This window comes from Haloarchaeobius salinus, from assembly GCF_024464185.1.
Classification (GTDB): domain Archaea; phylum Halobacteriota; class Halobacteria; order Halobacteriales; family Natrialbaceae; genus Haloarchaeobius; species Haloarchaeobius salinus.
The window spans coordinates 270,810-293,995 of sequence record NZ_JANHAU010000002.1 but is presented as its reverse complement, the minus strand read 5'-3'; the positions used below and the strand labels follow the sequence as shown (position 1 = coordinate 293,995).

The window sequence follows — 23,186 nt, the reverse complement described above, 5'->3', positions numbered from 1 at the left end:
GCGGGGCTCGGGAGCGGGGACACTGCGAGGACGGCGGCCGTTCGGGCCGCTCGACCGCTGCCAGTCGGAAGGTTACCTAGAGGTAAGTTACGCAATTACCTCGTCGTTAGCTCGTAATTATGGTTCTCCGACGTATCGCGTCCTTACGGATGGTTGACGGGAACGACGAGACGACCCGGCGAGCACTGTTGTGCGCCGGCGCGCTGGTCGCGGCGGTCTCGACCGCCGGATGCAGCGTCCAGATCGCCGGCCACGAGTTCGGGGTCGGTGACGGCGGTGACGATGGCGACGGCGAGGACGAGGACACCGAGACGACGTTCGGCTACGGCGGCACGCAGACGACGGTGGCGACGACCGTCGTGACTGCGACTACGACGTCGATTCCCACCGACACGAGCGACGGGAGTACCGGGACGAGAACCGATAGCGAGACGACGGGCGCGACGACGACGGAATCGACCACGACCGGACCGGACGACGACTACGGCGAGCAGTTCTACGGCGAGTTCGGATACGGCGGCGTCACTCGCTGAGCCGACGAGACTGAGACCACCATGACTGACACACCGAACCACGGCTACAACGTCCCCGAAGCGGGCGAGGAGGACTGGCACCGACCGCTGAACGAGAACTTCGAGGCCTACGACGTCGATATCGAGCTGCGCGACGAATCGGCCAACCTCGAGAACTACGAGCCACAGGCGGGCGCGAAGTTCCTCGCGACCGACACCGGCGTCGTCTACGTCGGCGACGGCTCCGACTGGCTGGCGACCTTGCAGGCGGGCCGTTACACGCCACCAACCGACCCGAGCAACGCGGGGAGCGTCGCCTTCGGCGGCTCCGACAACGACACCGGCGACGCCGACGGCGCGTCGGTCGGTGGCGGCGACGGGAACGAGGCGAGCGGCGACGGCGCGACGGTCGGTGGCGGCGAGAGCAACCGGGCCAACGACTCCGACGCGACCATCGGTGGGGGCTCCCTCAACCGTGCCTCGAGCGAGCGGGCGACCGTCGGCGGCGGGTATCGGAATCGAGCCGGCGGCGCGAGCGCGACCGTCCCGGGCGGTCGTCAGAACGTCGCGGCCGGTGACTACAGCTTCGCAGCCGGTCGGAAAGCCGAGGCAATCGGTACGGGGACGTTCGTCTGGAACAACAGCGGTAGCCGATTCCGTTCCGGGGGTGACAATCAGTTCATCGTGAACGCGGTGGGCGGGGTCGGCATCGGCACCGCCCCGGACGCCCCGCTGCACGTCGGTCCCACGGACGACCCTGCGATGGAGGGCGACTTCAAGATCGGAACGGACGATCACCGCTTCTTCGTCCACGTCGAGACGGAGGGGGAGGACTCCGGAACCGTCCACTTGGTCGCCCGGGGAACGGACGCCGTCGATCAGAACAACATGCTTCTCGGAGCCGGCGAAGAACAACTCAGGATAACCGACGGGTTCGACGACGGCTTCAGAGACGTCCCCACTCTGGCCCCGACAGAGAACGAAGGTGTTGACCTCGGCAGTGGTGACGGGCTGCGTTTCAACGGGCTCTGGGCGGAGACCGTGTTTGCAGACGACCTAATCGAGAACTCGGACGCGCGTCTGAAGGAGAACGTCGCCCGACTCGAGGCCGGGCTCGAAGCAGTAACGTCACTCCGGCCGGTCACCTACGAGTGGACGGACGAAAACCGAACGGATGGCCGTCAGCTGGGCCTCATCGCACAGGAGGTCCAGGAGGTCGTCCCGGAGGTCGTCCGACGCTCGGACGAAGGCGACGAGGATTCGACACTCAGTCTCAGCTACTCCAAACTCGTGCCGGTCCTGATCGACGCCATTCAGTGCCAGCAGGCCGACATCGAGGAGCGCGAGGAGCGCATCGACGACCTCGAAGAACGCCTCGTGGCACTCGAATCCCAGGTAAATGGTGGATCGTAAGCGACGAACGTTCCTCGGCGGTGCAGGCGCAGTCGCGTCGGCGACGCTCGCGGGCTGTCTGAGTGGCAGCACCGAGACCCTCGGGACGTACGACCCGGAGGCACCGGCCGACGAGGTCGGTCGAGAGTGTCCCGAAGCGGAGTTCCTGGACGAGAACGTCAGACTGCGCGGGCGCCTGACGTCCTCCCTGATCGGGTCGGCGGCGAAGGAGTGGCACATCGAGCTGCAAGCGGGCGAGGAGCTCGACGTCTACCTGTACAAGGAGCGGCCTCGTGCCGATTACCATCTCCCGGCACTCGTGATACTCGACCCCGACGGCGCGGCGCTCGTCGACGTGAGCGAGCCGAGCGCGACCATCCACTCGATCGCGGCGGCTGCGGACGGTACCTACACCGTCCGGATCAAGAACCGCCCGCTCTTGGGGACGAACGACTACGTGGTACGGGCCACCTGGTACGATGGCGAGGGCTGCGCGGCCGACACGTGACCCCGGTGGTCGGTCAGTCCTCGATGCGGTCCTCGAGCGCGTCCATCCGCGAACACAGCGTCTCGTAGGTGTCGTTGCCGGCGAGCGTCTCCGGCGAGTAGTGCGACTCCAGCAACGAGCGCTTCGCCGCGAGTGTGCCGTACTCGCGGACTGCCTCGGACGCCCCGCGGCGTGAGAGCTGTTCCTCGAGGACGGAACGCAACTGCTCGCGGACGAGCGGCTTCCGGACGACACCGTCGCACTCGACGGCGAGTATGTCGAACCCGGGTCGTTCTTCGACCACCAGCACGACCTGCGCCGTCGGCCGGACCCGCTCCGCGATGCGCTCCGGGGCGATGCCGGGGACGCTCTCGGCGACGAGGACCACGTCGATCTCGTCCCCGAAGCGTGCCTCGAACTCCTCGTCGTTGTGCGCACGGACCGCGATGTAGGACGCATCGAGCCAGCGGCCGTACATCTCGGTGAGGCGTCGGTCGCCGTCCGCGACGAGGACGGTGGGGACCACCGACCCCAGGTGACGGTTGGCCCACGACGCGAGCACGTCGAACACCGCGTCGAGGTCCTCGCCCGCGGGCGTGAGTGCGTACTCGACCCGGAGCGGGGACTCGCTGACGACGGTGCGGTCGACGAGGTCGACGTCCTCGAGCGCCGTCAGCGTCTCGGTGAGGACCTTCCCCGAGATCCCCGGGACCGACTCCAGGAGTTCGTTGAAACCGCTCGGGCCGCGGTCGGCGAGCACGATCAGGACGGTCGGGTGCCACTTCCCGGACAGCACCGCCACCGCGTCGAGCGCTGCCTGCCGGTCTGGCGACACGTCGACCTCCTGACGACCCATGCCCGTACTTCAGACAGTATGCTCTTAGAGGTATGGACTCGCCACGTCGAATCCGGCCGCAGCGACAGGCGATTCGGGCTGGGCGACGTCGCACAGAACCGCAGCATCGGCGGCCCGAAACGCCGGAATACTTTACTCAGGCCGGACACGAACACATGTCGTCGTCCGTCGACCGCCGCGATGTGCGGAGGACCGACCGAGAGATCAACCGTGCCGTCCAACACAGCGACCCAGACCGTCGAAGTGCTCCTCGTCGAGGACGACGCCGACGACGCCAGGCACTTCCAGCGATTGCTCTCGGCAGCGCGCCAGGTTCCGGAGACCGACCGGCTCGCCGGGTTCGAACTCGCCGCGCACACCGACCGGCTCGCCGACGCACTCGACCGGCTGACCGAGTGCGAACCCGACGTCGTGTTGCTCGACCTCCGGCTCCCCGACAGCGACGGCCTCGGAACCCTCGAAGCCGTGGTGTCGGCGGCCCCGGACGTCCCCGTGGTCGTCGTCACCGGCAACACCGACACCGGTCTCGGGCCGGCGGCTATCCGGGCCGGCGCCCAGGACTACCTGGGGAAGGCCAGCATCACGGCCGAGTTGCTCCGACGGACGCTCCGTTACGCGATCGAACGGCACGAGCGCGAGCGCGAGCAGGCGACGACGAACCGTCAGCTGATGCTCCTGAACCGTATCATCCGGCGCGACATCAGGAACGACGCGGGCGTCATCGTCGGGCAGAGCGACGAACTCCGCGGACACGTCGACCAGCAGGGCGCGATGCTCGTGGACGGCCTCCTCGACACGGCCCAGGATGTCGTCGGGCGCATCGAGACGGTCGCCGCGATCGTGGACGCCCTCACGGCCGGTCCCGATGTCGACCGCGAACCGATCGACGTGACGGCGGTGCTCGACCGCGAGGTGGCACGCGTTCGGGACCGTCGTGCAGTCGACATCACGGTCAGTCGTCCAGGTGAGTCCACGCTGACGGTCGGGGCGACACCGATGCTCGCAGCGGTGTTCCGACAGCTCCTCTCGAACGCGGTCCTGCACACCGACCGCGAGACGCCGCGGGTCGAGGTGTCCGTCGACGCTTCGCCACAGGCGGTCACCGTGGTCGTCGCGGACGACGGCGTGGGGATGCCGGCCAGGGTGCGGGACGGTCTCACCGATCTCGAGGCCGAGTCGCACGACGAGACCGGGATCGGCACGGGCTTGTTCCTCGTGACGGTGCTCCTCGAGCAGCTCGACGGCGAGATCGAGTTCGCCGACAACCAACCGCGCGGGACCATAGCGACGGTCACGCTCCAGCGACCCTGACAGGACACGGGCGTCGCTGTGGGACCGTCCGCGATTGTCCACCTGTTCCGCGCCCGGAGATGCGGCTGTGCGATGGATGCAGTCTCACGACGACCAGCCGCGGCCGTCGACGGCCGTGACTCCCCGGTCACCTGCAGGTAGCTTGGCCATTCAAGGAGCGGCGCACCGAAGCACGACACATGGAGGAGTTCGACTTTCTCGTCGTCGGGTCCGGCTCCGGGCTCGACGTGGCGAACGTGGCAGCGAACCGGGGACAGTCGGTCGCCGTCGTCGAGAAGGGGCCGCTCGGCGGCACCTGCCTGAACCGCGGCTGCATCCCCTCGAAGCAGCTGCTGTACCACGCCGACGTGATGGAGACCGTCGAGCGGGCCGGCGAGTTCGACATCGAGGTGTCCGTCGACGGCGTGGACTTCGCGGAGATCGTCCGCAAGGTGAACGAGGACGTCGCCGGGGACGCCGACTCCATCCGGCGCGGGCTGGAGTCCTCGCCACAGCACGAGCTGTTCCGGGGGACCGGGCGGTTCGTCGACGACCGCACGGTCGAGATCGTCGACGGGGACGCCGAGGGCGCGACGCTCCGGGCGGACACCGTGCTGCTCGCGGCGGGGACCCGTCCGGGGGTACCGGACATCGACGGCATCGAGACCGTCGACTACCTGACCAGCACCGAGGCGCTGCGGCTGGAGACGCCCCCCGAGCACCTGGTCGTCGTCGGTGGCGGCTACATCGCCGCGGAGCTCGGGCACTTCTTCGGGACGTTCGGGAGCGAGGTGACCATCGTCGGTCGTCGACCGAACCTGTTGCCCGAGGCCGACGAGACGGTCGCCGAGGCCTTCACCGAGCGCTACGCCGACCGCTTCACCCTCCACACGGGCCACGCGGCGACGGCGGTGTCCGAGGACGGCGACGGGCGGGTGACCGTCGAGGCGCGACCGTACGAGTACGGCCCCGGCGGCGGCGTCGACGAGGCCGCCGAGCCGGTCGAGGTCACCGGCGACGCGCTGCTGGTCGCGGCGGGGCGCGTCCCGAACACCGACATCCTGGACGTCGACGCGACGGGCGTCGCGGTCGACGACGCCGGCTTCGTCGAGACCGACGAGTACCTCAGGACGACCGCGGAGGGCGTCTGGGCGCTCGGCGACATCGTCGGCGAGTACCTGCTGAAACACAGCGCGAACCACGAGGCACGGACCGCGGCACGGAACATCTTCGGCGGCGAGCTCGAGCCGGTCGACTACACCGCGATGCCGTTCGCCGTCTTCGCCTCGCCCGAGGTGGCCGGCGTCGGTGCACTGGAGCAGGACCTCCGCGCCGAGGGCCGGGAGTACGCGACGAACACGTACCGCTACGAGAACACCGCCCGCGGCGACGCGATGCACGCCGACGGGTTCGTGAAGGTCATCGTCGACCTCGACGGCGAGATACTCGGCTGTCACGTCATCGGCCCCGAGGCCGCCACGCTCGTCCAGGAGGTCGTCGTGGCGATGACGGCCGGGAGCGGCACGGTCGCGGACATCCGGAACGCCGTCCACATCCACCCGGCGCTCCCGGAGGTCGTCCAGCGAGCGTTCTCCGGGCAGTTCTCGCAGCCGGGACACGACCACGGGCACGACCACCACTGACGGCGTCGGCTCTACGGGATGTCCTGACGTCACCCCTGCTCCCACGGGAACGGCCGCCTGTGCAGTTCGGCGAGGTCGTCGACGACGTACTCCGGTACCGTCTCGTCGTCAGCCGAACCGTCCGCACGGAGCCACACCGCGGGTATCCCCGCGGCCTGGGCACCCACGACGTCGGAGGCGAGCGAGTTCCCGACGTGAACTGCTCGCTCCGACTGCACGCCCAGTGCGTCCAACACACGGTAGAACGGTTCCGGGTCGGGTTTGACGCCGGTCTCGGGCGTCCCGAACACCGTCGTCTCGAACGCACCGCTGATACCGAGCGTCTCGAGCTTGGCTCGCTGGTGGGACGGCTCGCCGTTGGAGACGAGCGCGAGCCGATGGTGGTCGGCGAGCGAGTCGAGCGCCTCGCGAGCGCCGGGCAGGAACGAGACCGCGGTCGGGTCACGCTCGGGGTACTGCTCCGCGAGCCGGTCCGCGACGGCGACCGACCGCCCGTTCTCCGCGGCGAGCACTCTGAAGCACTTCCGACGCAGGTCGAGCGGACTCTCGCCGGTGACGGTCGGAATCGTCGCCACGAACTCGGCGGCGGTGAAGAAGGGCTCGACGTCGGCCCGGTCGAAGGCGAGTGCGAGCAGGTCCGCGGTCGAGCGGTCGTACCGACAGAGTGTGTCGTCCAGGTCGAGGGTGACTGCGGCGGGGCCGGTCTCCATGTCGAAGGGACGACCAGCGGGCTGTTCAGCCTTTCGACGGCGGGCCGTCCCACACGACACCACCTCGCCGTCATCGCCGCAAGACGTACCTTCTTCCCGCCGCCGGCCGCACGCCGAGTATGGTCGTCGACGCCGACGTCACGGTGTACCTCCTGGCGCTCCTCCCGGCCGTCATCTGGGGGTTCACCCCCGTCCTGGACAAGCGCGGGATGTCCGCCGACGGCACCGCGCTGCAGGCGGCGCTCACCGTGGTCGTCGTCGACCTCTCGCTGTTCGTCCTCGCGCTGCTCGCACTCCGCGGCCCCGCACTGCTCGCGGGGCTCGACCCCGCCATCGCAGGGCTGTTCCTCTTCGCCGGCGCGACCGGGACCGCACTCGGCCGGCTCGCCATCTTCGTCGGCGTCGACCGCGTCGGCGCGAGCATCAACAGCGCGGTGGTGAGCGCCCGCCCCCTGTTCGGGGCCGCGTTCGCCCTCGGTCTGCTCGGGGAACCCGTCACGGCCAGCACCGCGGTCGGCATCGTCGTGCTCGTCGTCGGCCTCGTCGTCCTCAGCCTCGCGAAGGGCGGCGACCTCGCCGGCTGGGAGCCCCGCGACCTCGTCTACCCCCTCGGCTCGGGCGCGCTGTTCGCGTTCGGCAACGTCCTCAGACGGTTCGGGCTGGAGGACGGCGGCGCGACCGTGCTCCAGGCCGTCGCGCTCAACGAGGCCGGCGCGCTCCTCGTCTTCCTCGCCTACGCCTCGGTCCGGGGAACGGAGGGCTTCCGCTCGGCCGACCGCAGCTCCTACGGCTACTTCGCCGTCAGCGGCTGTCTCACCGCGGTCGCCCTGCTCTCGCTGTTCGGCGCGCTCGCGCTGCCGGCCGGCCGCGTCGCCATCGTCGAGTCGCTCGCGTCGACCGCACCACTGTTCACGACCGTCTTCGCGTACTTCCTCCTCAGAGATCTGGAACGCGTGACGCGGGGGGTCGTACTGGGGGCCGTGCTGGTCGTCATCGGCGCTGCGCTGGTGACGCTCGGCCCCGGCGCTGCCGGCGTATGAACCCCGGCTGTACCGGTCATCCGGGCCCGGTCAGCGACGCCGTGCTGCGAGGACCGAGAGCGCCAGCATCGCCACGATGGCGACGGCGGGGCCGAGGCCGAGCCCGCCCGACCCGTTCGGTGTGGTTTCGGGCACAATAGCGGACGTCTCGGCCGGCGTCCCACCGTCCGCCGGCGGACTCGTCGGGGAGGTTGGCCCGCCAGTGGCCTCGGTCGGCGTGTCAGCCGCGGTCGTCGGCATCGCCGTCGCCGTCGCCGTCGGGGGATCTGACTCCTCGACGGTCACCGTCTCCCTCACGGTGGCCGTGCGACCGGCGTCGTTCGTCACCGTCAGCGCGACCGTGTACTCGCCCGGTTCGTCGAGCGTGACCGTCGTGGTCTCGCCGGACAGTTCCCGTCCGGCGACCGACCACTCGTAGCCCGTGAGGTCGCCGTACGGCGTCGACGACTCGCTCGCATCGAGCGCGAGTTCGTCGCCGGCCGTCACCGCGGCCGGGAGCGCCGAGAACGTCGCCTCGGGGGTCCCGACCGCGGTCACCGCGAACGGCGAGAAGCCGGTCGTCGTGAACTCGACGGTCACCGAATCGTCGGTCTCGTCGACGACGGTCGCGTTCAGCAACTCCCACGTGCCCCCGGCGTAGTGCGCGACCCGGACTGCGGATGCGTTCGCGCCGGCCGCCCGGAGCTCGGCCCGTGGGACCCGCATCCGGACAGTCGCGGACGTGTTCTCGACCGCCTGCGAGCCGGTGAGCCGGAGCGGCACGAGCACCCGTCCGGGGACGCCGTCGGGGAGCGAGGCGTTCGTGGCGAACGCCGTCACGGTGAGGTTGCCCCTCGCGTCGGTGTCGGGGCCGAACCGAACCAAGGAGACGGTCGAGTTCGACGTGAAGTTGACCGACGGGGAGCCCGACGGCCCCGCCGTCACCGAGACCCGTTCCGCGTACGTCGGGGTCGTGTTCTCCGGCAGTTCGAGGAGCCGGCGGATCGTCTCCGGGTCCTCGAACACGGTGCGTTCGACACCATCGTCGACGACGAGTGTGACCGTCGCACTGTCGGTCGCGCCCTCCAGGTCGGCGACCGCGTAGGTGAACACGTCCGTGCCGGTGAAGCCGTCGTCGGGCGTGTACGTGAACGACCCATCGGAGCCGAGGTCGAGCGAGCCGTCGGTCGGTCCGTCCACGACCGAGACGGTGAGGTCGCTCACCGCGCCGTCGAGGTCGCTGTCGTTCGCCAGCAGTCCATCCCCGGTCGCCACGTCGAGGCGCGCCCCCGCCGACAGGCTGTACGAGTCGGCGTTCGCGGTCGGGATGGCGTTCCAGTCGTCCGGGGCAGCGCCGTCGTCGTCCCGCTGGACCGCCACGGTCACCGTCTCGGTGGCGGTGTTGCCGCTCGCGTCGGTGACGGCCAGGGTGACCGTGTAGTCGCCGGCGTCGTCGTACGTGTGCGTCGGCGTCGCGCCGGTCGCGTTCGCCGAGCCGTCGCCGAAGGCCCACTCGAAGGCCGCGATCGCGTCGTCGTCCGAGGAGTTCGAGGCATCGAACGTCACCGTCGTTCCCTCGTCGACGGTCCGGTCGGAACCAGCGTCCGCGGTCGGGGCCGTATTGTCGATGGCGACCGTCTCGCCGCCGGTGAACCCACCGTCGCCCGCCCCGGTCGTTCCCACACCGCCCAGTTCGACGCCGGTCCCGTCGCTCGTGATGCTGTCGTCGTCGGTCACGTCGAGACGGAGGTCGCCGTCGCCGATGATGGAGTCGACGGTGACGGTGTACGTGCTCCCGGACCCAGTTACGGCCGAGACGGTCCCGGACACGTCACCGCCCGCCTGCGTCGCGACGAAGTCGTCCGCGGTGACACCGACGACGCTCTCGGAGAACGTCACGTCGAAGTCGACGCTGTCGGCGCTGGTCGGACTCGCACTGGTCCGCGTGATAGAGTCGACGTCCGGCGCGTCGAGGACGGTGACGGACGACGGCGTCGCGACGGTCTCGCCGACTTCGTCGTCGTACTTCCAGGCGAACTCCGGGGCGTGGTCGTCCGGCATCCCCGCGGTGAACGGGAACGTCGCCTGCCCGTTCGCGTCGGTGACCGCCTCGCCGGAGAGTCCCGGGAGACCGTCGGCGTTCGTCACCTCGATGGTCGCGCCCTCGACGGCACCCCCCTCGCTGTCCGTCGCCGTCACCGTGATGCTCCCGGTCCCGTTCTCCCCGACTGCCGGGTCCGTGGCACCGAGCGACTCGACGGCGAGTACGTCGACGCCCTCCCACTGGAGGCGGGGATAGTCGCTGGTGACGGTCCACGTCGCGTCGAAGTCCAGCGCGGGCATGCTGTCGTAGACGGCGTCGCCCGTGGCGTTCGCCGCCGGGGTGCTATCGCCCACCGAACCGAAACCAGCGTTGTCGGTCAGGATACCACCGTCTCCGCCCGCGCGTTCCTGACCCGTCGTTCCCACGTCCCAGTAGGAGTTCTCGATAGTGCCGTCGCCGTCCGGTCGCTCGTTGCGACCAGCCAACCCACCGGCCTCCGCGTCGCCTTCAGTGGCAGTGACGGTCCCGGTGGCGTAGGAGCGCCTGACTGTCCCGAGACCAATACCACTAGGATCCGCACCGGTGTTCTTCCCGACCAGCCCACCGGCAGTGTACCCTGCGGTGACCGTTCCGGTGGCGTAGGAATCCGCTATCGTCCCCTCGTTGTGGCCGACCAGCCCGCCAGCAAGCGTGTCTGCGTCGACGTCTCCAGTGGCGTAGGAACGGTCGACCGTTCCGAAGCTTTGGCCAACTAGCCCGCCAGCCCTACTGTTCTCACTGGTACTTTGCCCAGTGGCCGAGGAGCGACGAATCGTGCCATCGTTCCGGCCGACCAGTCCGCCAACGTACTTGTTCCCGTTGGTGGGACCTGTAGCAGCAGAATCTTTGATCGTCCCGTAATTAAGCCCGACTAGCTGTCCGACCCGGAACTGTCCGGTGACGTTACCGCCCTCAAGCGTGACGTTCGCTATCGTCCCCGCCGAACCGACGTAACCGAACAGACCGACCTCCTCCGCCCCCGGTCGGTCGATGGTGAGTCCCGAGATCGTGTAGCCGTCGCCGTCGAAGGTGCCCGTGAATCCGGTATCGGAGTCACCGAGCGGCTCGAAGCCGCTGCCGCCGTTCCATCCGGCCGTCGGACCCGCGTCGATGTCTCCGGTCAGCACGTAGTCGTTCCCCAGTCCCTGCTGCTCGATACACTGGAGTTTGTACAGGCTGTCGACCTCGTGGTACGTCGCGCCCGAGATCTCCCGAGTCGTCCAGGAGAGGCCGGCGCAGTCCGTCGCCGTCGGAGCAGTGTCCGGCGTGTTGCCCTGGGCTCGCAGCTGGACCGTCCGGTTGACCCCCCGCAGTATCGGATAGCCGTCCATCGCCGCGTCCGGGTCCTCGCTCTCGACCGTCTCCCACGTGCTCGTGAAGTCGAGACCGGGCAGGTTCGTCTCCGCGCTCGCGCCCTGCATCTCGGGAGCGGGGGCGGTGTCCGCCGTCGACCCGAAGCCGCTGACGCCGGTCACAGTTTCGATCGACTGCCCACTGACGCTCGCCTCGTTCGTCGTTCCCACGTCCCAGTAGGCGTTTTCCACGGTGGTATCACTAACAGCGGAACCACCGACGATTCCACCGATCCCCTGGCTCTCGTCGCCGATACTGAGGGCTCCAGTGGCGTAGGAGCGCCGAGTCGTTCCCCCGTCGTCCGCCTGGTACGACCCGAGCAGTCCACCGACGAACCAGCTTGCAGTTACCGTGCCAGTGGCGTAGGAATCCTCGATCGTTCCCGTGGAGACGACGCCGACGAGTCCGCCAGCAGACGCGCCATCGAAACTGCCCCCCTCTCCGACGACGGCGCGTGCAGCGAAGGAGCGATTGACCGTCCCCCGATTGAAACCGACCAGTCCGCCGACCCAATCGGTACCGCGAGTGGGTTCCCCGCTCGTGTAGGAGCGACGAATCGTCCCATCGTTTCGGCCCACCAGGCCGCCGACCCGCTCGGTCCCGGAGACTTCGCCAGTCGCGTGGGAGTCCTCGACCGTCCCATCGTTGAACCCGGCGAGCTGTCCGGTCCGTCTCGCGCCGGTAACGGATCCGCCTTCGAGACCAACCGCCGTGATCGTTCCGCCCGACCCAACCTCACTGAACAGGCCAACGGAGTACGTCCCACCCCGGTCGATGGTCAGTCCCGAGATCGTGTGATCGTTGCCGTCGAAGGTCCCGGTGAACTCGTTGTTCTTGTCCCCGATCGGGTCGAACCCGCTCCCGCCGTTCCAGGTCGCGGTCTCGCTCGCGTCGATACTGTCGGTCAGGATGTAGTTGCTGTCGAGCCCCTGGCTCTCGATGCACTGGAGCGTCTCCAGGCTGTCGACCTCGTAGTACGTCTCCCCAGAGACGGTCTGTGTCGTCCACGAGACCGTACTACAGTCCGGTGCCGGCGAGCTGTCGGATGCGCCAGCGACGCCGACGACGCCGACGGACGCGGCCGCGAGCATCGACGCAACCAGCAGCAACGAGAACGTGACCACCCCCCATCTCCCCCCTGGATTCGTCGTCACGCAATCCTCCTCCCTGCAGGTCGCCGCTGCCGGCCGGAGCCGGCAGCTCCCGTCGTCCCTGTCGCATCCATGTAGACGGTGAGGGCCGACCCCGGATTATAGGCATCGAGTGAGACGATGTTTCACCCCGTGAGATTCTGCCGAAACGCTTACCACCCGTAACTTCGAGAATTTCACATGAACCAACACGAACACGAGTATCTGACGGTGCTGAACCGGGTCCCGGTGCTCGAAGCGACCCGCGACCGGTCGGTGGACCGGTCGACCCTGCAGGACGAACTCGACATCTCCCGCGCGACGGCCTACCGCCGGACCTCCGCGCTCACCGAGGAGGGACTGCTCGAACAGACGCCGACGGGCTACCGCGCGACCGGAGCGGGCTGTGCCGCCATCGATGCCGCCGAACGGTTCGAGCGCTCCATGGCCGCCATCGACCGGCTGCAACCCCTGCTCTCCCAGCTCTCCGCACCGGAACTCACGCGAAACATCCACCGCTTCGCCGATGCCGAACTCGCCGTCGCCACGCCACAGAACCCGAGCGCCCCGGTCGAACCCTGGCTCGAACACTTCGAGTCGTTCGACCGCTGCCGGACCCTGGTCGTCGCCGGCTGCCCGCCCGCGGTCACCAAGCTGGGCGTCGAGCACGCCCGGAACGACGTCGACTTCGAGTCCATCTGTACGCCGCTGGCACTCGAAGCCGACCAGAACGCGTCCGAAGAGGCGTTCGACACCATCGCCAGCGCCGAGGCACCGTCGCTCTACACCCACCCCGGCCTCCCGTTCACCATGGGCATCATCGACGACGTTGTCATCGTCGGCGGCTTCGACAGCGAGACCTCCCTGCCCGTCGCCTCCGTGGTGACCGACGACCCCGACGCCCGCGAGTGGGCTGCCGAACTGTACCGCAAGTACCGGCGCGATGCGGAGCCGCTGGACGTGCCGGAAGCCGTCGCCTGAGACGCGGTCCGGGGTCCGGCTCGACCGAACGTCTCGGTCACGAACGACCGCCCGTGCTCTGGTGGGTCTCCCGCGAGTCGTCGACGACCATCCGGTGTTCGTCTCCACGACTCCCCGCTTCACGCCCGTCCCCTGGAAGCCGCTTTGCTCGGGACGGAAGAGCACCGCGGACCAATCCCCCCGACTCCTCCCCGTATCGGACGGCCGCCACCGCCACTGGGGCAAATCTACTTGTCACATGAGAATGTTTTATGGCTAGATGAATCCGTTACGAACCGCGGGGAGCGGGGGACAGCGATCGAGGACCGATCCGGGTAGATATCGCCTCGAGGAGTGACGGTATGCACGAACGAGACGCCGACGGGAGCCGGATCGGTTCCGGGCTCTCGCGGCGGGACGTCCTGAAGACGTCGAGTGTACTAGCCGGGGTGACTGCGACGGCCGGCTGTTCGATCCAGTCCGGGCTCGACGCCGTCGAGGAGATAGCCAACGAAGCCGAAACCCCGCTCCTCGATCCCGAATCCGTCGACTGGGTCGCCGATCGGGCCACGACCAGCGAACGATTCGAGCAGATGAACGACGACGCCCGAGCGGACGGACTCATGCTGGTGGAACTCGGCGTCGATACGACCACCAGGGACTACTACGGCGTCTGGCACGAGAACGTCAGACACGTGGAGTTCTCAGAGCACTTCGACTGGGAAGCACACTGGGATCTCGCGTACGACGAGTTCGAGGGAGTCAACGACGACCTCGAAGCCGACTACCGCCTCGTCGACCAGGTACAGTACTTCCTCCCCGACGAGACCGTGGGCGACGACGGTCGATGCTACGGCGGCATCTGGCTCGAGAACCCCGACGAGTTCGAGTGGCGGTCGTCACAGGTCGTCCTCGACGGGCAGTTCGACGAGATGGCCGCGAACTACGAAACCCAGCTCGACCCCGCCCTCGTGCCCGTCGACGTCGAGGGATACTGGGACGAGTGGGCGGAGGAAGTCAAGTACGCCTGGGCGTGGGTCGAGAACGTCGACGACCGCGAGTGGGAGCTCGCACGCGACATGACCGTCGACGAGTTCGAGTCCGCGAACGACTCGAAACGAAGCGAGGGCTACCGGCTCGTCGACGTCTCGGTGTACGCCAACGACGGGACGTGCGCGGTCGCGGCCATCTGGGTGGAGAACACCGACCGGAACGCGTTCCAGGGCAGTCAGGACGGCACCGACGACGGCGACGGTCGCGCGTGGGACGCGCACGTCGACCTCACGAGAACGGCGTACAGCGACACGGTCCGGGAGATGCACGATCGAGGCTACCGACCCGTGAGTCTGTCCCTCGTCGACGCGGTCGGCGGTGCAGGAAGTCACGCGGCCGCGTGGCGCCAAAACTCGATGCGCCCCAGCTGGGCGGATCGAGCGGACGCCGACGACGAACTGCTCGACTTCATCACCGACCACGACCTCCCGAGCATCAGCGCAGCCATCTACCAGGACGGCGTGAACGTCTACCGGCGCGGGTTCGGCTACCGCGACATCGACGAGCAGCGCCCGGCCGACGCCCGCACGCGTTATCGGCTCGCGTCGGTCAGCAAGCCGATCGGGGGACTCCTCGGATTCCGCCTGCAGGAAGCCGGTGACGTCGACCTCACGGCGGACGAAACGAGCGACTACCTCCCGCTCGGCGACGCACACGAGCACACGCTCGCGGACTTGCTCGCGCACCACGGCTGTATCCCGCACTACGCCGAGTCCACAGTGACCACTGGCGAGTACGATCACTACGAGTCGGCGGTCGACGCCGCCGAAGCATTCGACTACTGGGACGAGGAACTCATCGAAGAACCCGTCGAGCTGGACGAGGACGGTGACGGCGAGGACGAGAAGTCACTGGAGTTCGGCGAAGTAGACGAGGACGACATCGATCTCGGGCCAGACGCGAGCGAGTGCGTTGCTGGCGAGGCGTACCGGTACAGTACGGCCGGCTACACGCTACTCGGCGCGGCGTACGAGGAAGCGACCGGGACGGTCGTCGACGACCTCGTTCGCGAGGAACTCAGCGAACCATTCGACCTCCACTCCCTCCGGCGAGAGGACCGCCGCGAGGACGACCCGCATCGAGCCCGGATCTACGAGTTCGACGACGACGTCGATCAGACCTATCCCGGCGAGGACGACGACGACTACGTCGCCTGGGCGAAGAACGTCGCCCTCGAAGAGGGCGACCCCGGCCCCGACGACGACGCCTGGGAGTACGTCGACAGCAACAGCTGGTCGGTCCTCGGTGCCGGTCTCGAATCCCACGTCACCGACCTCGCCCGCCTCGGGCAACTCGTCCTCGACAACCAGATACTAGAGGAGAGTAGTCGCGACGAGATGTGGGAGCCGTACAATCCCGACGTGGAGCCACAGCGAGCCCTCGGGTGGCACACCGATACCCTCTGGGGGATAGACAGGGTCGGGCACGACGGGAGCAATACCGGTGGGAACGCCTCCCTCATGGTCTTCCCCGAAGACGACGTCGTCGTCGCCGTCCAATCGAACCGACAATCCGAAGACAACGACCACGTGAAAAACGCCGCCGTGGACCTCGCAATCACCCTCGACATCGTCTAACCCCCACGCTACCAGCCCTGATTCTCATCCCGTACAGGTACCGATCCGGATTTCACGCCCTGCTGAACGAGACCGACGTCCGATACGTGACGCCGCCGGATTTGAAAAACGCGAGACTGGCGTCTCGCTTCCCCGCTCGCTGCGCTCGCAGGGAGAGGGGACAGCTCGAACGATGGACGGGGTTAGTCTCGGTGAAGTACTCCCGCAAGAGCTCGCGAATTTCGTCCTCGTAGCCCATGATCGTCCAAAGCTATTTGCGCGAACGCGGCGAATGCGATTCGCGTGAACGGCATCCACGACATGGGCGGGATGCACGGATTCGGGGCTGTCCCCGTCGACGATGAGGCCCAGTTCCACGCGGACTGGGAACGGGTCGTCTTCGCGTTAGTGCGCGCGATACGACCGCAGGGCATCTACAACATCGACGAGAGTCGCTACGGAATCGAGCGGATGGATCCGGTGGACTACCTCGCGGCGTCGTACTTCGAACGCTGGCTGGCGAGCCTCGAGCGGAACCTCGTGGAGAAGGGCCACCTCACCGAGGACGAGATCGAGGCCGCCCACCAGCGGGCTCGCGACCTCGAGGACCCCGGGGAACTGGTCCCCGAACGGCAGGATCCCGACCTCGCCGAGCGAGTGAGAGCGGCGTTCGAGCGGCCGGCGTCGTTCGATCGGCCGAACGACGAGCCCCGGTTCGGCGTAGGAGACGCGGTTCGCGTGCGCAACGACCACCCCGAGGGACACACGCGCTGCCCTCGGTACGTCCGGCGAACGACCGGCGAGATCCGAACCGTCCACGGAAACCACGTCTTCCCGGACGCCAACGCCCACGGCGAGGAACGAGACGAGCCGCTGTACACCGTCGCCTTCGACGCCGCCGAGGTGTGGGGTCCCGACGCCGAGGACCCCGACGACACGATCCACGTCGATCTCTGGGAACCGTATCTGCGACCCGCGGAGGCGGAACGATGACCGACGAGCACGGGCACAGCCACGACGACGACGACCACGCTCACGAAAACGAACACAGTCACGACCAGCACGACGACCATCACCACCACGACGACCACCACCAAAACGACGAAACCGCGGCCGATCCACGGCCCCGCGTTCGAGCGATCCAGTCGCTGCTCGTCGAGAAGGGGCTCGTCTCGACCGACGCGATCGACGAGGCGATCGCCTCCTACGAACGCGATATCGGCCCGAAGAACGGGGCTCGCGTCGTCGCCCGGGCGTGGACCGATCCCGACTTCGAGGAGCGACTCCTCGAGGACGCCCCCGCTGCACTCGAGGCGTTCGATTTCGACGTCGGCGTCCAGCACATCGACGTGAAGAAGAACACCGAAGACGTCCACAACGCCGTCGTCTGCACGCTGTGTTCGTGCTATCCGTGGTCGCTACTCGGGCTGCCGCCGACGTGGTACAAGACGCCGTCCTATCGATCGCGAATGGTCCGGGAGCCGCGAGCCGTCCTCGAGGAGTTCGGGCTCGAACTCGACGACGGGATCGACGTCGACGTCTGGGACTCCAGCTCCGAGATCAGGTACATGGTGCTCCCGAGACGCCCCGAGGGAACGGGCGGCTACGACGAAGACGAACTCGCGGAACTCGTCACCCGCGACGCGATGATCGGCGTCGAGCGACTCGCCGGTCACGGCTCGGCGGACGGGGGCGCGGACGCGACCTCGGGACCAGCCGCCGACGGCGGACACGCCGACCCCACCAGCGCCTTCGCGGACCTGCTCGGCGTCGACGCGGAGCCGACGTTCTCGGAACCGTGGCAGGCCCGAGCCTTCGGCGTGACCGTCGCCCTGTACGACGAGGGCGACGGATTCGATTGGTCGGCGTTCCAGCGACGCTTGATCGATGCCGTCGAGGCGACGCCGACCGACGCCTACGCCACCGACGGCGACCGCGAGCGAGACGGTCCCGGCACCGGAACCGGAGCCAGAAGCGAAACGAGCGAAACCGCCGCCACGACCGAACGCATCTACTATGACCAGTGGCACACCGCCCTCGAGCGCTTGCTCGTCTCTCACGACGCCCTCGAGTCCGACGCAATCGACGCTCGAGCGGCCGAATTCGCCGCCGGCGATCGGACGGCCGAGGAGTTCGTCGCCGGCGACCGCACCCATTGACCGGACCTCTCCGACGCCATTCCGTCTTCGACGCGGCGGTAGCGTACCGTCCCCTGCTGTCCGTTCGAACACTTCGCCGCCACCGACGCTCGACCACGGAACGCGACACGTGGAGACAGCACCGAACCCGACGGCTGGACTACTGCCGGGGTAACCGGCCGCTCTCAGGTGGCGCCATCCGATCTCATCCCGAGGCACGGACGAGTACAAGGGTACGGAGCACGAAACGAGAGTATGGAGCTGACAGAGAACCTCGACGATCGCGACGGGCTCGCTCGCAAACTCTTCGCCGCCGGCCTGGCAGTATTCGCCCTCTGGTCGCTCCGGAAGGGCAAGCGACCACGCGGCGTGCTGGCGGGAATCGGTGCCGTTGCGCTCGGATACAGCGCGTCGACCGGATCCGGCGACGTGAAGGAAAACTTCTCGGAGAGCCTCGGCACCGAACCAACGAGCGAGACCGAAAAGCTGCGCTGTGCGATCTGCGAGGAACCCATCGTCACGGGACAAGCCCGAACGCCGAACGAAAACAACGAGACCGTCCACGAGAACTGTCTCGAAGCGTCCGCGTGAGCATCCGAGCTCCTTCTCGATTCCTCCACGCCATCCGCCGAGAGTGACAGCCACAGAGAGGTGTCGCCACCTGGATCGTGAACTTCCGAAAGACGACCCCGGCCGGATCTTGTAGCTACTCGGTCGCCGCGCTCGCGGAAAAGGAACAGTTCGAGTTCAGGTGAGCGAGAAGGCTCGGGGAAAATCGACGCGAAATTCGTATGCCGCCTCCCGGATTTGAACCGGGGACAGCTCGATCTTCAGTCGAGTGCTCTCCCAGTCTGAGCTAAGGCGGCGCGCACTCTGACTTCGGTGGATGCACTAAAAAAGGATTTCGAATCACCAGCGGGTACCCAGCAGTCGGGAGTCGGTTGCAGAAGGCACGACGTCCCGCCGCCTACTGGTCCCTAACTGCCGGTGAACCCGGAACCAGACTTACACGTCCATCTCCCGACGGTTTGGTCCGTATGAAACCAGATGGCCTCCGACGGCGACGCGTCCTTCAGCTGACGGCTGGACTCGCGACAGCGGCCCTGGCGGGCTGTGCGGACACGGGCGATGGTGGCAGCAACGGGACCGGGAACGGCACGACGACCGGGCCGATGGGGACGACCGCGGGCACGACAGATGGCGGGATGCAGACGACGGAGGGGACGGCCAATGGCACGACGGAACAGACGACGGAGGGGACGACCGAACAGGGGACCACCGAGGAGCAGACGACGACGACCGGCGGTTCGGGACGGCTGCGGGCCGTCCACGCGTCACCGGACGCGCCGGCCGTGGACGTGTACGTCGACGGCGAGGCGATGCTGACCGATGTGTCGTTCGGAACTATCAGCGACTACCAGACGGCACCGGCGGGCGAACGGGCGGTCCGCATCACTGCGGCGGGCGACGAGAGCACCGTCGTGTTCGATAGCACGGTGACGGTCCAGGCGGACACGAGCTACACCGTGGTCGCGTTCGGGAACCTCACGGCTGACGAGTTCGCGGTCGGCGTACTCGAGGATGCACCGCCGTCGGTCGGTTCGGACGAGGCGGCGGTGGGCCTGTTCCACGCGTCCCCGGACGCCCCGCCGGTCACGGTGACGGTCGCGTCGAGCGGTGACGCGCTGTTCGAGAACCTCGGCTACGGCGAGCAGACGGACTACACGACGGTCCCCGCGGGGTCGTACACACTCGAGGTGCGGCCCGCGAGCGGGGGCGATCCGGTCGCGACGTTCGACGTCGACCTCGAGGGCGGGACGGCGTACTCGGCGTTCGCCGTGGGCTACCTCGAGCCGGCGAACGCGCCGGGTGACGAGCCGTTCGACCTGCTGCTCGCGACCGATACGACGACGACGACGATGCAGCTGCTCTAGAGGTCGCGGGCGAACTCGCACTCCGTGAGGGGCTGGCCCTTCAGCTCGACCGTCTCCTCCCCGGTCCGCTCGAAGCCGTGACGCCGGTAGAACGAGATGCCGACGTCGTTATCGGCGATGACCCGGAGGACGAGCCGCTCGAAGCCGCGCTCGCGGAGCCGGGTCACACAGCGCTCGAACAGCGACGTCCCGATGCCCTGCCCCCAGCAGCGGGGGTGAACGTAGATGCTGTACAGCCCGGCGACCGACGCGGGGTGGTCGTCCCCCGTCGGGCCGACCGACGCGTAGCCGACGACCCGGTCGTCGACCGTGGCGACGAGGTAGTCGACGTCGTCGTCTTCGATGGCCTCGACGAGCGTCTCGGCGTCGTACCAGTCGTCGATGCAGTCGTCGACGGTGTCGGGGTCCATGACGTCGTCGTAGGCGGCGTGCCAGCCGGCGCGGGCGACGCGCTGGACACCCGGAACGTCCGCCCGCTCGGCCGGGCGGAGGACGTGCTCTGACATGGATTGATCGTCGGCGGGCCCGCCGAAAAGCGTTCGGTCGGCGTGACTCGTTCACCCGGTCAGTTCGACATCGGTGAACTCGAACCGGGCACCGCCGGCGTCGCTCGCGGTGACGTCGACCGACCAGCCGTGGGCGCTGGCGATCTGCTGGACGATGGCCAGCCCGAAGCCAGTACCCTGGTCGTCGGTGCTGAATCCGGGCTCGAACACCGAATCACGCTCGGCGGCGGGGATGCCGTGGCCGTCGTCGGTGACGTAGAAGCCCGACGCGCCGTCGAGTTCGCCGACGGTGATGCTGACCGTGCCGTCGGATGACGGGTCGTCTCCCGACCCGTGCTCGACCGCGTTGGCGAACAGGTTCTCGAGGAGCTGCTGGAGTCGCCCCCGGTCGGCGACCAGCCCGAGGTCGCCGTCGACCGCGAGGTCGGCCCCGTCGGTCTCGACCGCGCCCCAGGCGCGCCGGGCGACGACCTCGAGGTAGAGCGCCTCGGTCTCGCCGACGACCATCCCCTGTTTGGCGAGCGTGAGCATATCCGAGACGAGGTTTTCGATCCGCGTCAGCGACGCCTCCGCACGGTCGAAGTGCTCGTCGGACCCGGTCTCGCGCGCGAGCTCGAGCTGCCCACGGACGACGGCGAGTGGGTTCCGCAGGTCGTGGCTGACGATGTTCGTGAACTCCTCCAGCCGGGCGTTCTGCTCGCGGAGTTCGCGCTCGCGCTCGCGGACCGCCAGCTCGCGGTCGGCGCGGTCGAGTGCCGACTGCAGGTTCGCCGCGAGGATGCGCGCGAGGTTGTGGTCGGTCTCCGCGAAGTCGTCGGGCGTCGGCGACGCGAGCACGAGCGTCCCGTACTCCCCGAGCGGGAGGACGAGCAGCGACCGGATGTCCGCGTGGGACTCGACGGTCACCGACTCCGTGGCGATGTCGGGATACCACTGCACCTCGCCCGTGGTGTAGGCGTCCCAGGCGGGGCCGTTCTCGCCCGGGAACGCCAGTCGCTCCGCCAGCTCGGTCGCCGTGGCGTCGGTCACGGCGACCGGCTCCAGTTCGTCCGTGTCCGCGTCGTACAGCCTGACCGACGCGATGGGGAACTCCAGCGAGTCACAGGCGGCCTCGACGGCGACCCACGCGCACTCGTGTCTGTCCGCCGTCTCGAGCAGTCGGCCGAGCACCTCGTTGAGCGCGTCGAGCCGGTGCTCGTAGCGGACGCGCTCGGTCACGTCGGTGATGAACCCCTCGAGCGCCAGCAGCTCGCCGCCGTCGCCGTACACGCCGCGGCCCTGCTCCCACATCCAGCGTACCGCCCCGTCGCGCCGGCGGATGCGATAGGTGACCTCGAACGACTCCTCGTCCTCGAGGGCGCTCTGGACGGTCCCCCACGCCATCTCCTGGTCCTCCGGATGGAGGACGTCCTCGCCCCAGACCACCTCCCCGCGTTCGAGCACCGCGGGCTGGTAGCCGGTGAGGTCCAGACAGCCCTGACTGACGAACTCCATCGGCCACTGGGGGGCGTTCCGACACCGGTACACCATGCCCGGCAGGTTGGAGATGAGCGTCGAGAACATCCGTTCGGACTCCTCGAACGCCGCCTGGGTGCGGTGTGCCTCGACCGCGTTCCGGATCCGGTTCGCGAGCAGCTGGAACTGCTCGTTCGCGCTCCCCTTCTGGAGGTAGTCCGTCACGCCCGCCGAGATGGCGTCGCTCGCGATTTGCTCGGAGCCGTGTCCGGTGAAGAGGACGAACGGTAGCTCCGGCCGCCGCTCGCGGACCGCCTCCAGCAGCTCCAGCCCGTCCATCTCGGGCATCTGGTAGTCGCTGACCACGCAGTCCGGGTCGAACGCGTCGAGACGGTCCAGTGCCTCCGTCGCACTCGTCGCCGTCTCGACCTCGACTGCGTCGAGCTCTCGAGCGAGGAACTCGCTGGTGAGGGCCAGGAACGCCGGCTCGTCGTCGACGTGCAGGACCCGGATGGGGTCGGTCATGCGTCGTTGCTCCACGTACCCACGGCACCGATTAATACTCTTGGGAAGGTGCCAGATACCCGCAGAACCGTCGAACTGCGTCGAAGATCAGCCCGGATCCTCGACCGGCGAGAGTACCCGAGTCCCGAACGGTGGAGAATCGTGTGTCGCCTAGATGGGCCCTGACGGATTCGAACCATCGACCACTCGGTGTCCCACGACCGGACCCGACACGAGTCCACGGTCGATATGAGCCGAGCGCTCTAACCAGGCTGAGCTAAGGGCCCTGACGGTCGGTAGTTCCCGACCCGGGATAATAGACGTGTCGAAAGTACGGGCAGGGAGTGGCTCAACCTGGTTGCTCGTGGGAACATCGGGAGCTGTGCACTTACTCGAAGCTGGCGCGCTGCACGACGTGAAAGTGCGAGAAGCGCCGTCACCAGGGCTCGAACCTGGGACCACCACGTTAACAGCGTGGTGCTCTACCAACTGAGCTATGACGGCTCGTCGCGTTCTCAGGTAGGCCTGCCGGATATAAAGAGACTTTCGCTTTACCGTGGCCGGGTGCCGTGTCACCACCCCATCGACATCCGTTTAGGGGCCGG

At 68.1% G+C, this 23,186-nt stretch carries 18 protein-coding genes and 3 tRNA genes; 12 read left to right on the top strand and 9 right to left on the bottom strand.

The features are described 5' to 3' along the window. The first annotated feature begins 149 nt into the window (after nt 1-149). From NO345_RS08045 to NO345_RS08035, 3 genes are read left to right on the top strand one after another with little or no spacing between them, the layout of a single operon-like run. Nucleotides 150-533, top strand: coding sequence for a hypothetical protein (locus NO345_RS08045; RefSeq protein WP_256298139.1), 384 nt, complete (start codon nt 150-152; stop codon nt 531-533). 21 nt (nt 534-554) lie between these two features. Further along, entirely contained in the window at nt 555-1,925 is a 1,371-nt protein-coding gene (locus NO345_RS08040) for a tail fiber domain-containing protein (protein WP_256298137.1), read from the top strand. After that, entirely contained in the window at nt 1,915-2,412 is a 498-nt protein-coding gene (locus NO345_RS08035; protein ID WP_256298135.1) for a hypothetical protein, read from the top strand. Before NO345_RS08040 ends, NO345_RS08035 begins: the two co-directional genes overlap by 11 nt. A 13-nt stretch (nt 2,413-2,425) precedes the next feature. Here NO345_RS08035 and NO345_RS08030 read toward each other — a convergent pair whose 3' ends face one another. Continuing rightward, nucleotides 2,426-3,247 carry a winged helix-turn-helix transcriptional regulator gene (locus NO345_RS08030; RefSeq protein WP_256298133.1) on the bottom strand — a complete coding sequence of 274 codons (822 nt, stop codon included), beginning with the start codon at nt 3,245-3,247 and terminating at the stop codon, nt 2,426-2,428. A gap of 210 nt (nt 3,248-3,457) precedes the next feature. Here NO345_RS08030 and NO345_RS08025 point away from each other — a divergent pair, with 210 nt between their 5' ends. Together NO345_RS08025 and NO345_RS08020 are read left to right on the top strand one after the other, a co-directional pair. Continuing rightward, nucleotides 3,458-4,558, top strand: coding sequence for a hybrid sensor histidine kinase/response regulator (locus NO345_RS08025; protein ID WP_256298131.1), 1,101 nt, complete (start codon nt 3,458-3,460; stop codon nt 4,556-4,558). Between the two features lie 179 nt (nt 4,559-4,737). Next, a complete protein-coding gene (locus NO345_RS08020) occupies nt 4,738-6,180 on the top strand; it encodes a dihydrolipoyl dehydrogenase (RefSeq protein WP_256298130.1) in 1,443 nt (480 codons plus the stop codon). 29 nt (nt 6,181-6,209) lie between these two features. On the opposite strand, the gene NO345_RS08015 is transcribed toward NO345_RS08020, so the two are convergent. Continuing rightward, the gene (locus tag NO345_RS08015) at nt 6,210-6,890 is read right to left on the bottom strand and encodes an HAD family hydrolase (protein WP_256298129.1); all 681 of its coding nucleotides are present in this window, start codon (nt 6,888-6,890) and stop codon (nt 6,210-6,212) included. 119 nt (nt 6,891-7,009) lie between these two features. Between NO345_RS08015 and NO345_RS08010 the strand changes: the two genes are divergently transcribed. Further along, the gene (locus NO345_RS08010; RefSeq protein WP_256298128.1) at nt 7,010-7,930 is read left to right on the top strand and encodes an EamA family transporter; all 921 of its coding nucleotides are present in this window, start codon (nt 7,010-7,012) and stop codon (nt 7,928-7,930) included. A 30-nt stretch (nt 7,931-7,960) separates the two neighbouring features. On the opposite strand, the gene NO345_RS08005 is transcribed toward NO345_RS08010, so the two are convergent. Next, nucleotides 7,961-12,436, bottom strand: a complete 4,476-nt coding sequence (locus NO345_RS08005) for a GLUG motif-containing protein (protein ID WP_303646813.1) — start codon at nt 12,434-12,436, stop codon at nt 7,961-7,963. 240 nt (nt 12,437-12,676) lie between these two features. Between NO345_RS08005 and NO345_RS08000 the strand changes: the two genes are divergently transcribed. Beyond that, entirely contained in the window at nt 12,677-13,456 is a 780-nt protein-coding gene (locus NO345_RS08000; protein ID WP_256298126.1) for a helix-turn-helix transcriptional regulator, read from the top strand. Between the two features lie 341 nt (nt 13,457-13,797). Then, nucleotides 13,798-16,065, top strand: coding sequence for a serine hydrolase (locus tag NO345_RS07995; protein WP_256298125.1), 2,268 nt, complete (start codon nt 13,798-13,800; stop codon nt 16,063-16,065). 52 nt (nt 16,066-16,117) lie between these two features. Here NO345_RS07995 and NO345_RS07990 read toward each other — a convergent pair whose 3' ends face one another. After that, nucleotides 16,118-16,303 (bottom strand): hypothetical protein, encoded by a 186-nt coding sequence (locus tag NO345_RS07990; RefSeq protein WP_256298124.1) that lies wholly within the window; start codon nt 16,301-16,303, stop codon nt 16,118-16,120. Nucleotides 16,304-16,347: 44 nt separating this feature from the next. On the opposite strand from NO345_RS07990, the gene nthB reads away from it, so the two are divergent. From nthB to NO345_RS07975, 3 genes are all read left to right on the top strand, one after another. Next, nucleotides 16,348-17,037, top strand: coding sequence for a nitrile hydratase subunit beta (nthB, locus tag NO345_RS07985; RefSeq protein ID WP_256298123.1), 690 nt, complete (start codon nt 16,348-16,350; stop codon nt 17,035-17,037). Continuing rightward, entirely contained in the window at nt 17,034-18,203 is a 1,170-nt protein-coding gene (gene nthA, locus NO345_RS07980) for a nitrile hydratase subunit alpha (RefSeq protein WP_256298122.1), read from the top strand. The genes nthB and nthA overlap by 4 nt, the downstream gene beginning before the upstream one ends. A 234-nt stretch (nt 18,204-18,437) precedes the next feature. Beyond that, nucleotides 18,438-18,773, top strand: a complete 336-nt coding sequence (locus tag NO345_RS07975) for a DUF2892 domain-containing protein (RefSeq protein ID WP_256298121.1) — start codon at nt 18,438-18,440, stop codon at nt 18,771-18,773. 201 nt (nt 18,774-18,974) lie between these two features. Here NO345_RS07975 and NO345_RS07970 read toward each other — a convergent pair. After that, nucleotides 18,975-19,048: transfer RNA gene (locus NO345_RS07970), tRNA-Phe, on the bottom strand. 171 nt (nt 19,049-19,219) lie between these two features. On the opposite strand from NO345_RS07970, the gene NO345_RS07965 reads away from it, so the two are divergent. Then, complete coding sequence (locus tag NO345_RS07965; RefSeq protein ID WP_256298119.1) at nt 19,220-20,116, top strand: DUF4397 domain-containing protein; 897 nt, start codon at nt 19,220-19,222, stop codon at nt 20,114-20,116. On the opposite strand, the gene NO345_RS07960 is transcribed toward NO345_RS07965, so the two are convergent. From NO345_RS07960 to NO345_RS07945, 4 genes are all read right to left on the bottom strand, one after another. Continuing rightward, nucleotides 20,113-20,622, bottom strand: coding sequence for a GNAT family N-acetyltransferase (locus tag NO345_RS07960; RefSeq protein ID WP_256298117.1), 510 nt, complete (start codon nt 20,620-20,622; stop codon nt 20,113-20,115). The genes NO345_RS07965 and NO345_RS07960 overlap by 4 nt on opposite strands. Before the next feature lie 51 nt (nt 20,623-20,673). Next, nucleotides 20,674-22,602: a hybrid sensor histidine kinase/response regulator gene (locus NO345_RS07955; protein WP_256298115.1), complete on the bottom strand. Its 1,929-nt coding sequence runs from the start codon at nt 22,600-22,602 to the stop codon at nt 20,674-20,676. A 155-nt stretch (nt 22,603-22,757) separates the two neighbouring features. Continuing rightward, a tRNA-Ile gene (locus NO345_RS07950) sits at nt 22,758-22,868 on the bottom strand. A 144-nt stretch (nt 22,869-23,012) separates the two neighbouring features. Continuing rightward, nucleotides 23,013-23,085 (bottom strand) — tRNA-Asn (locus tag NO345_RS07945). Nucleotides 23,086-23,186 lie beyond the last annotated feature (101 nt).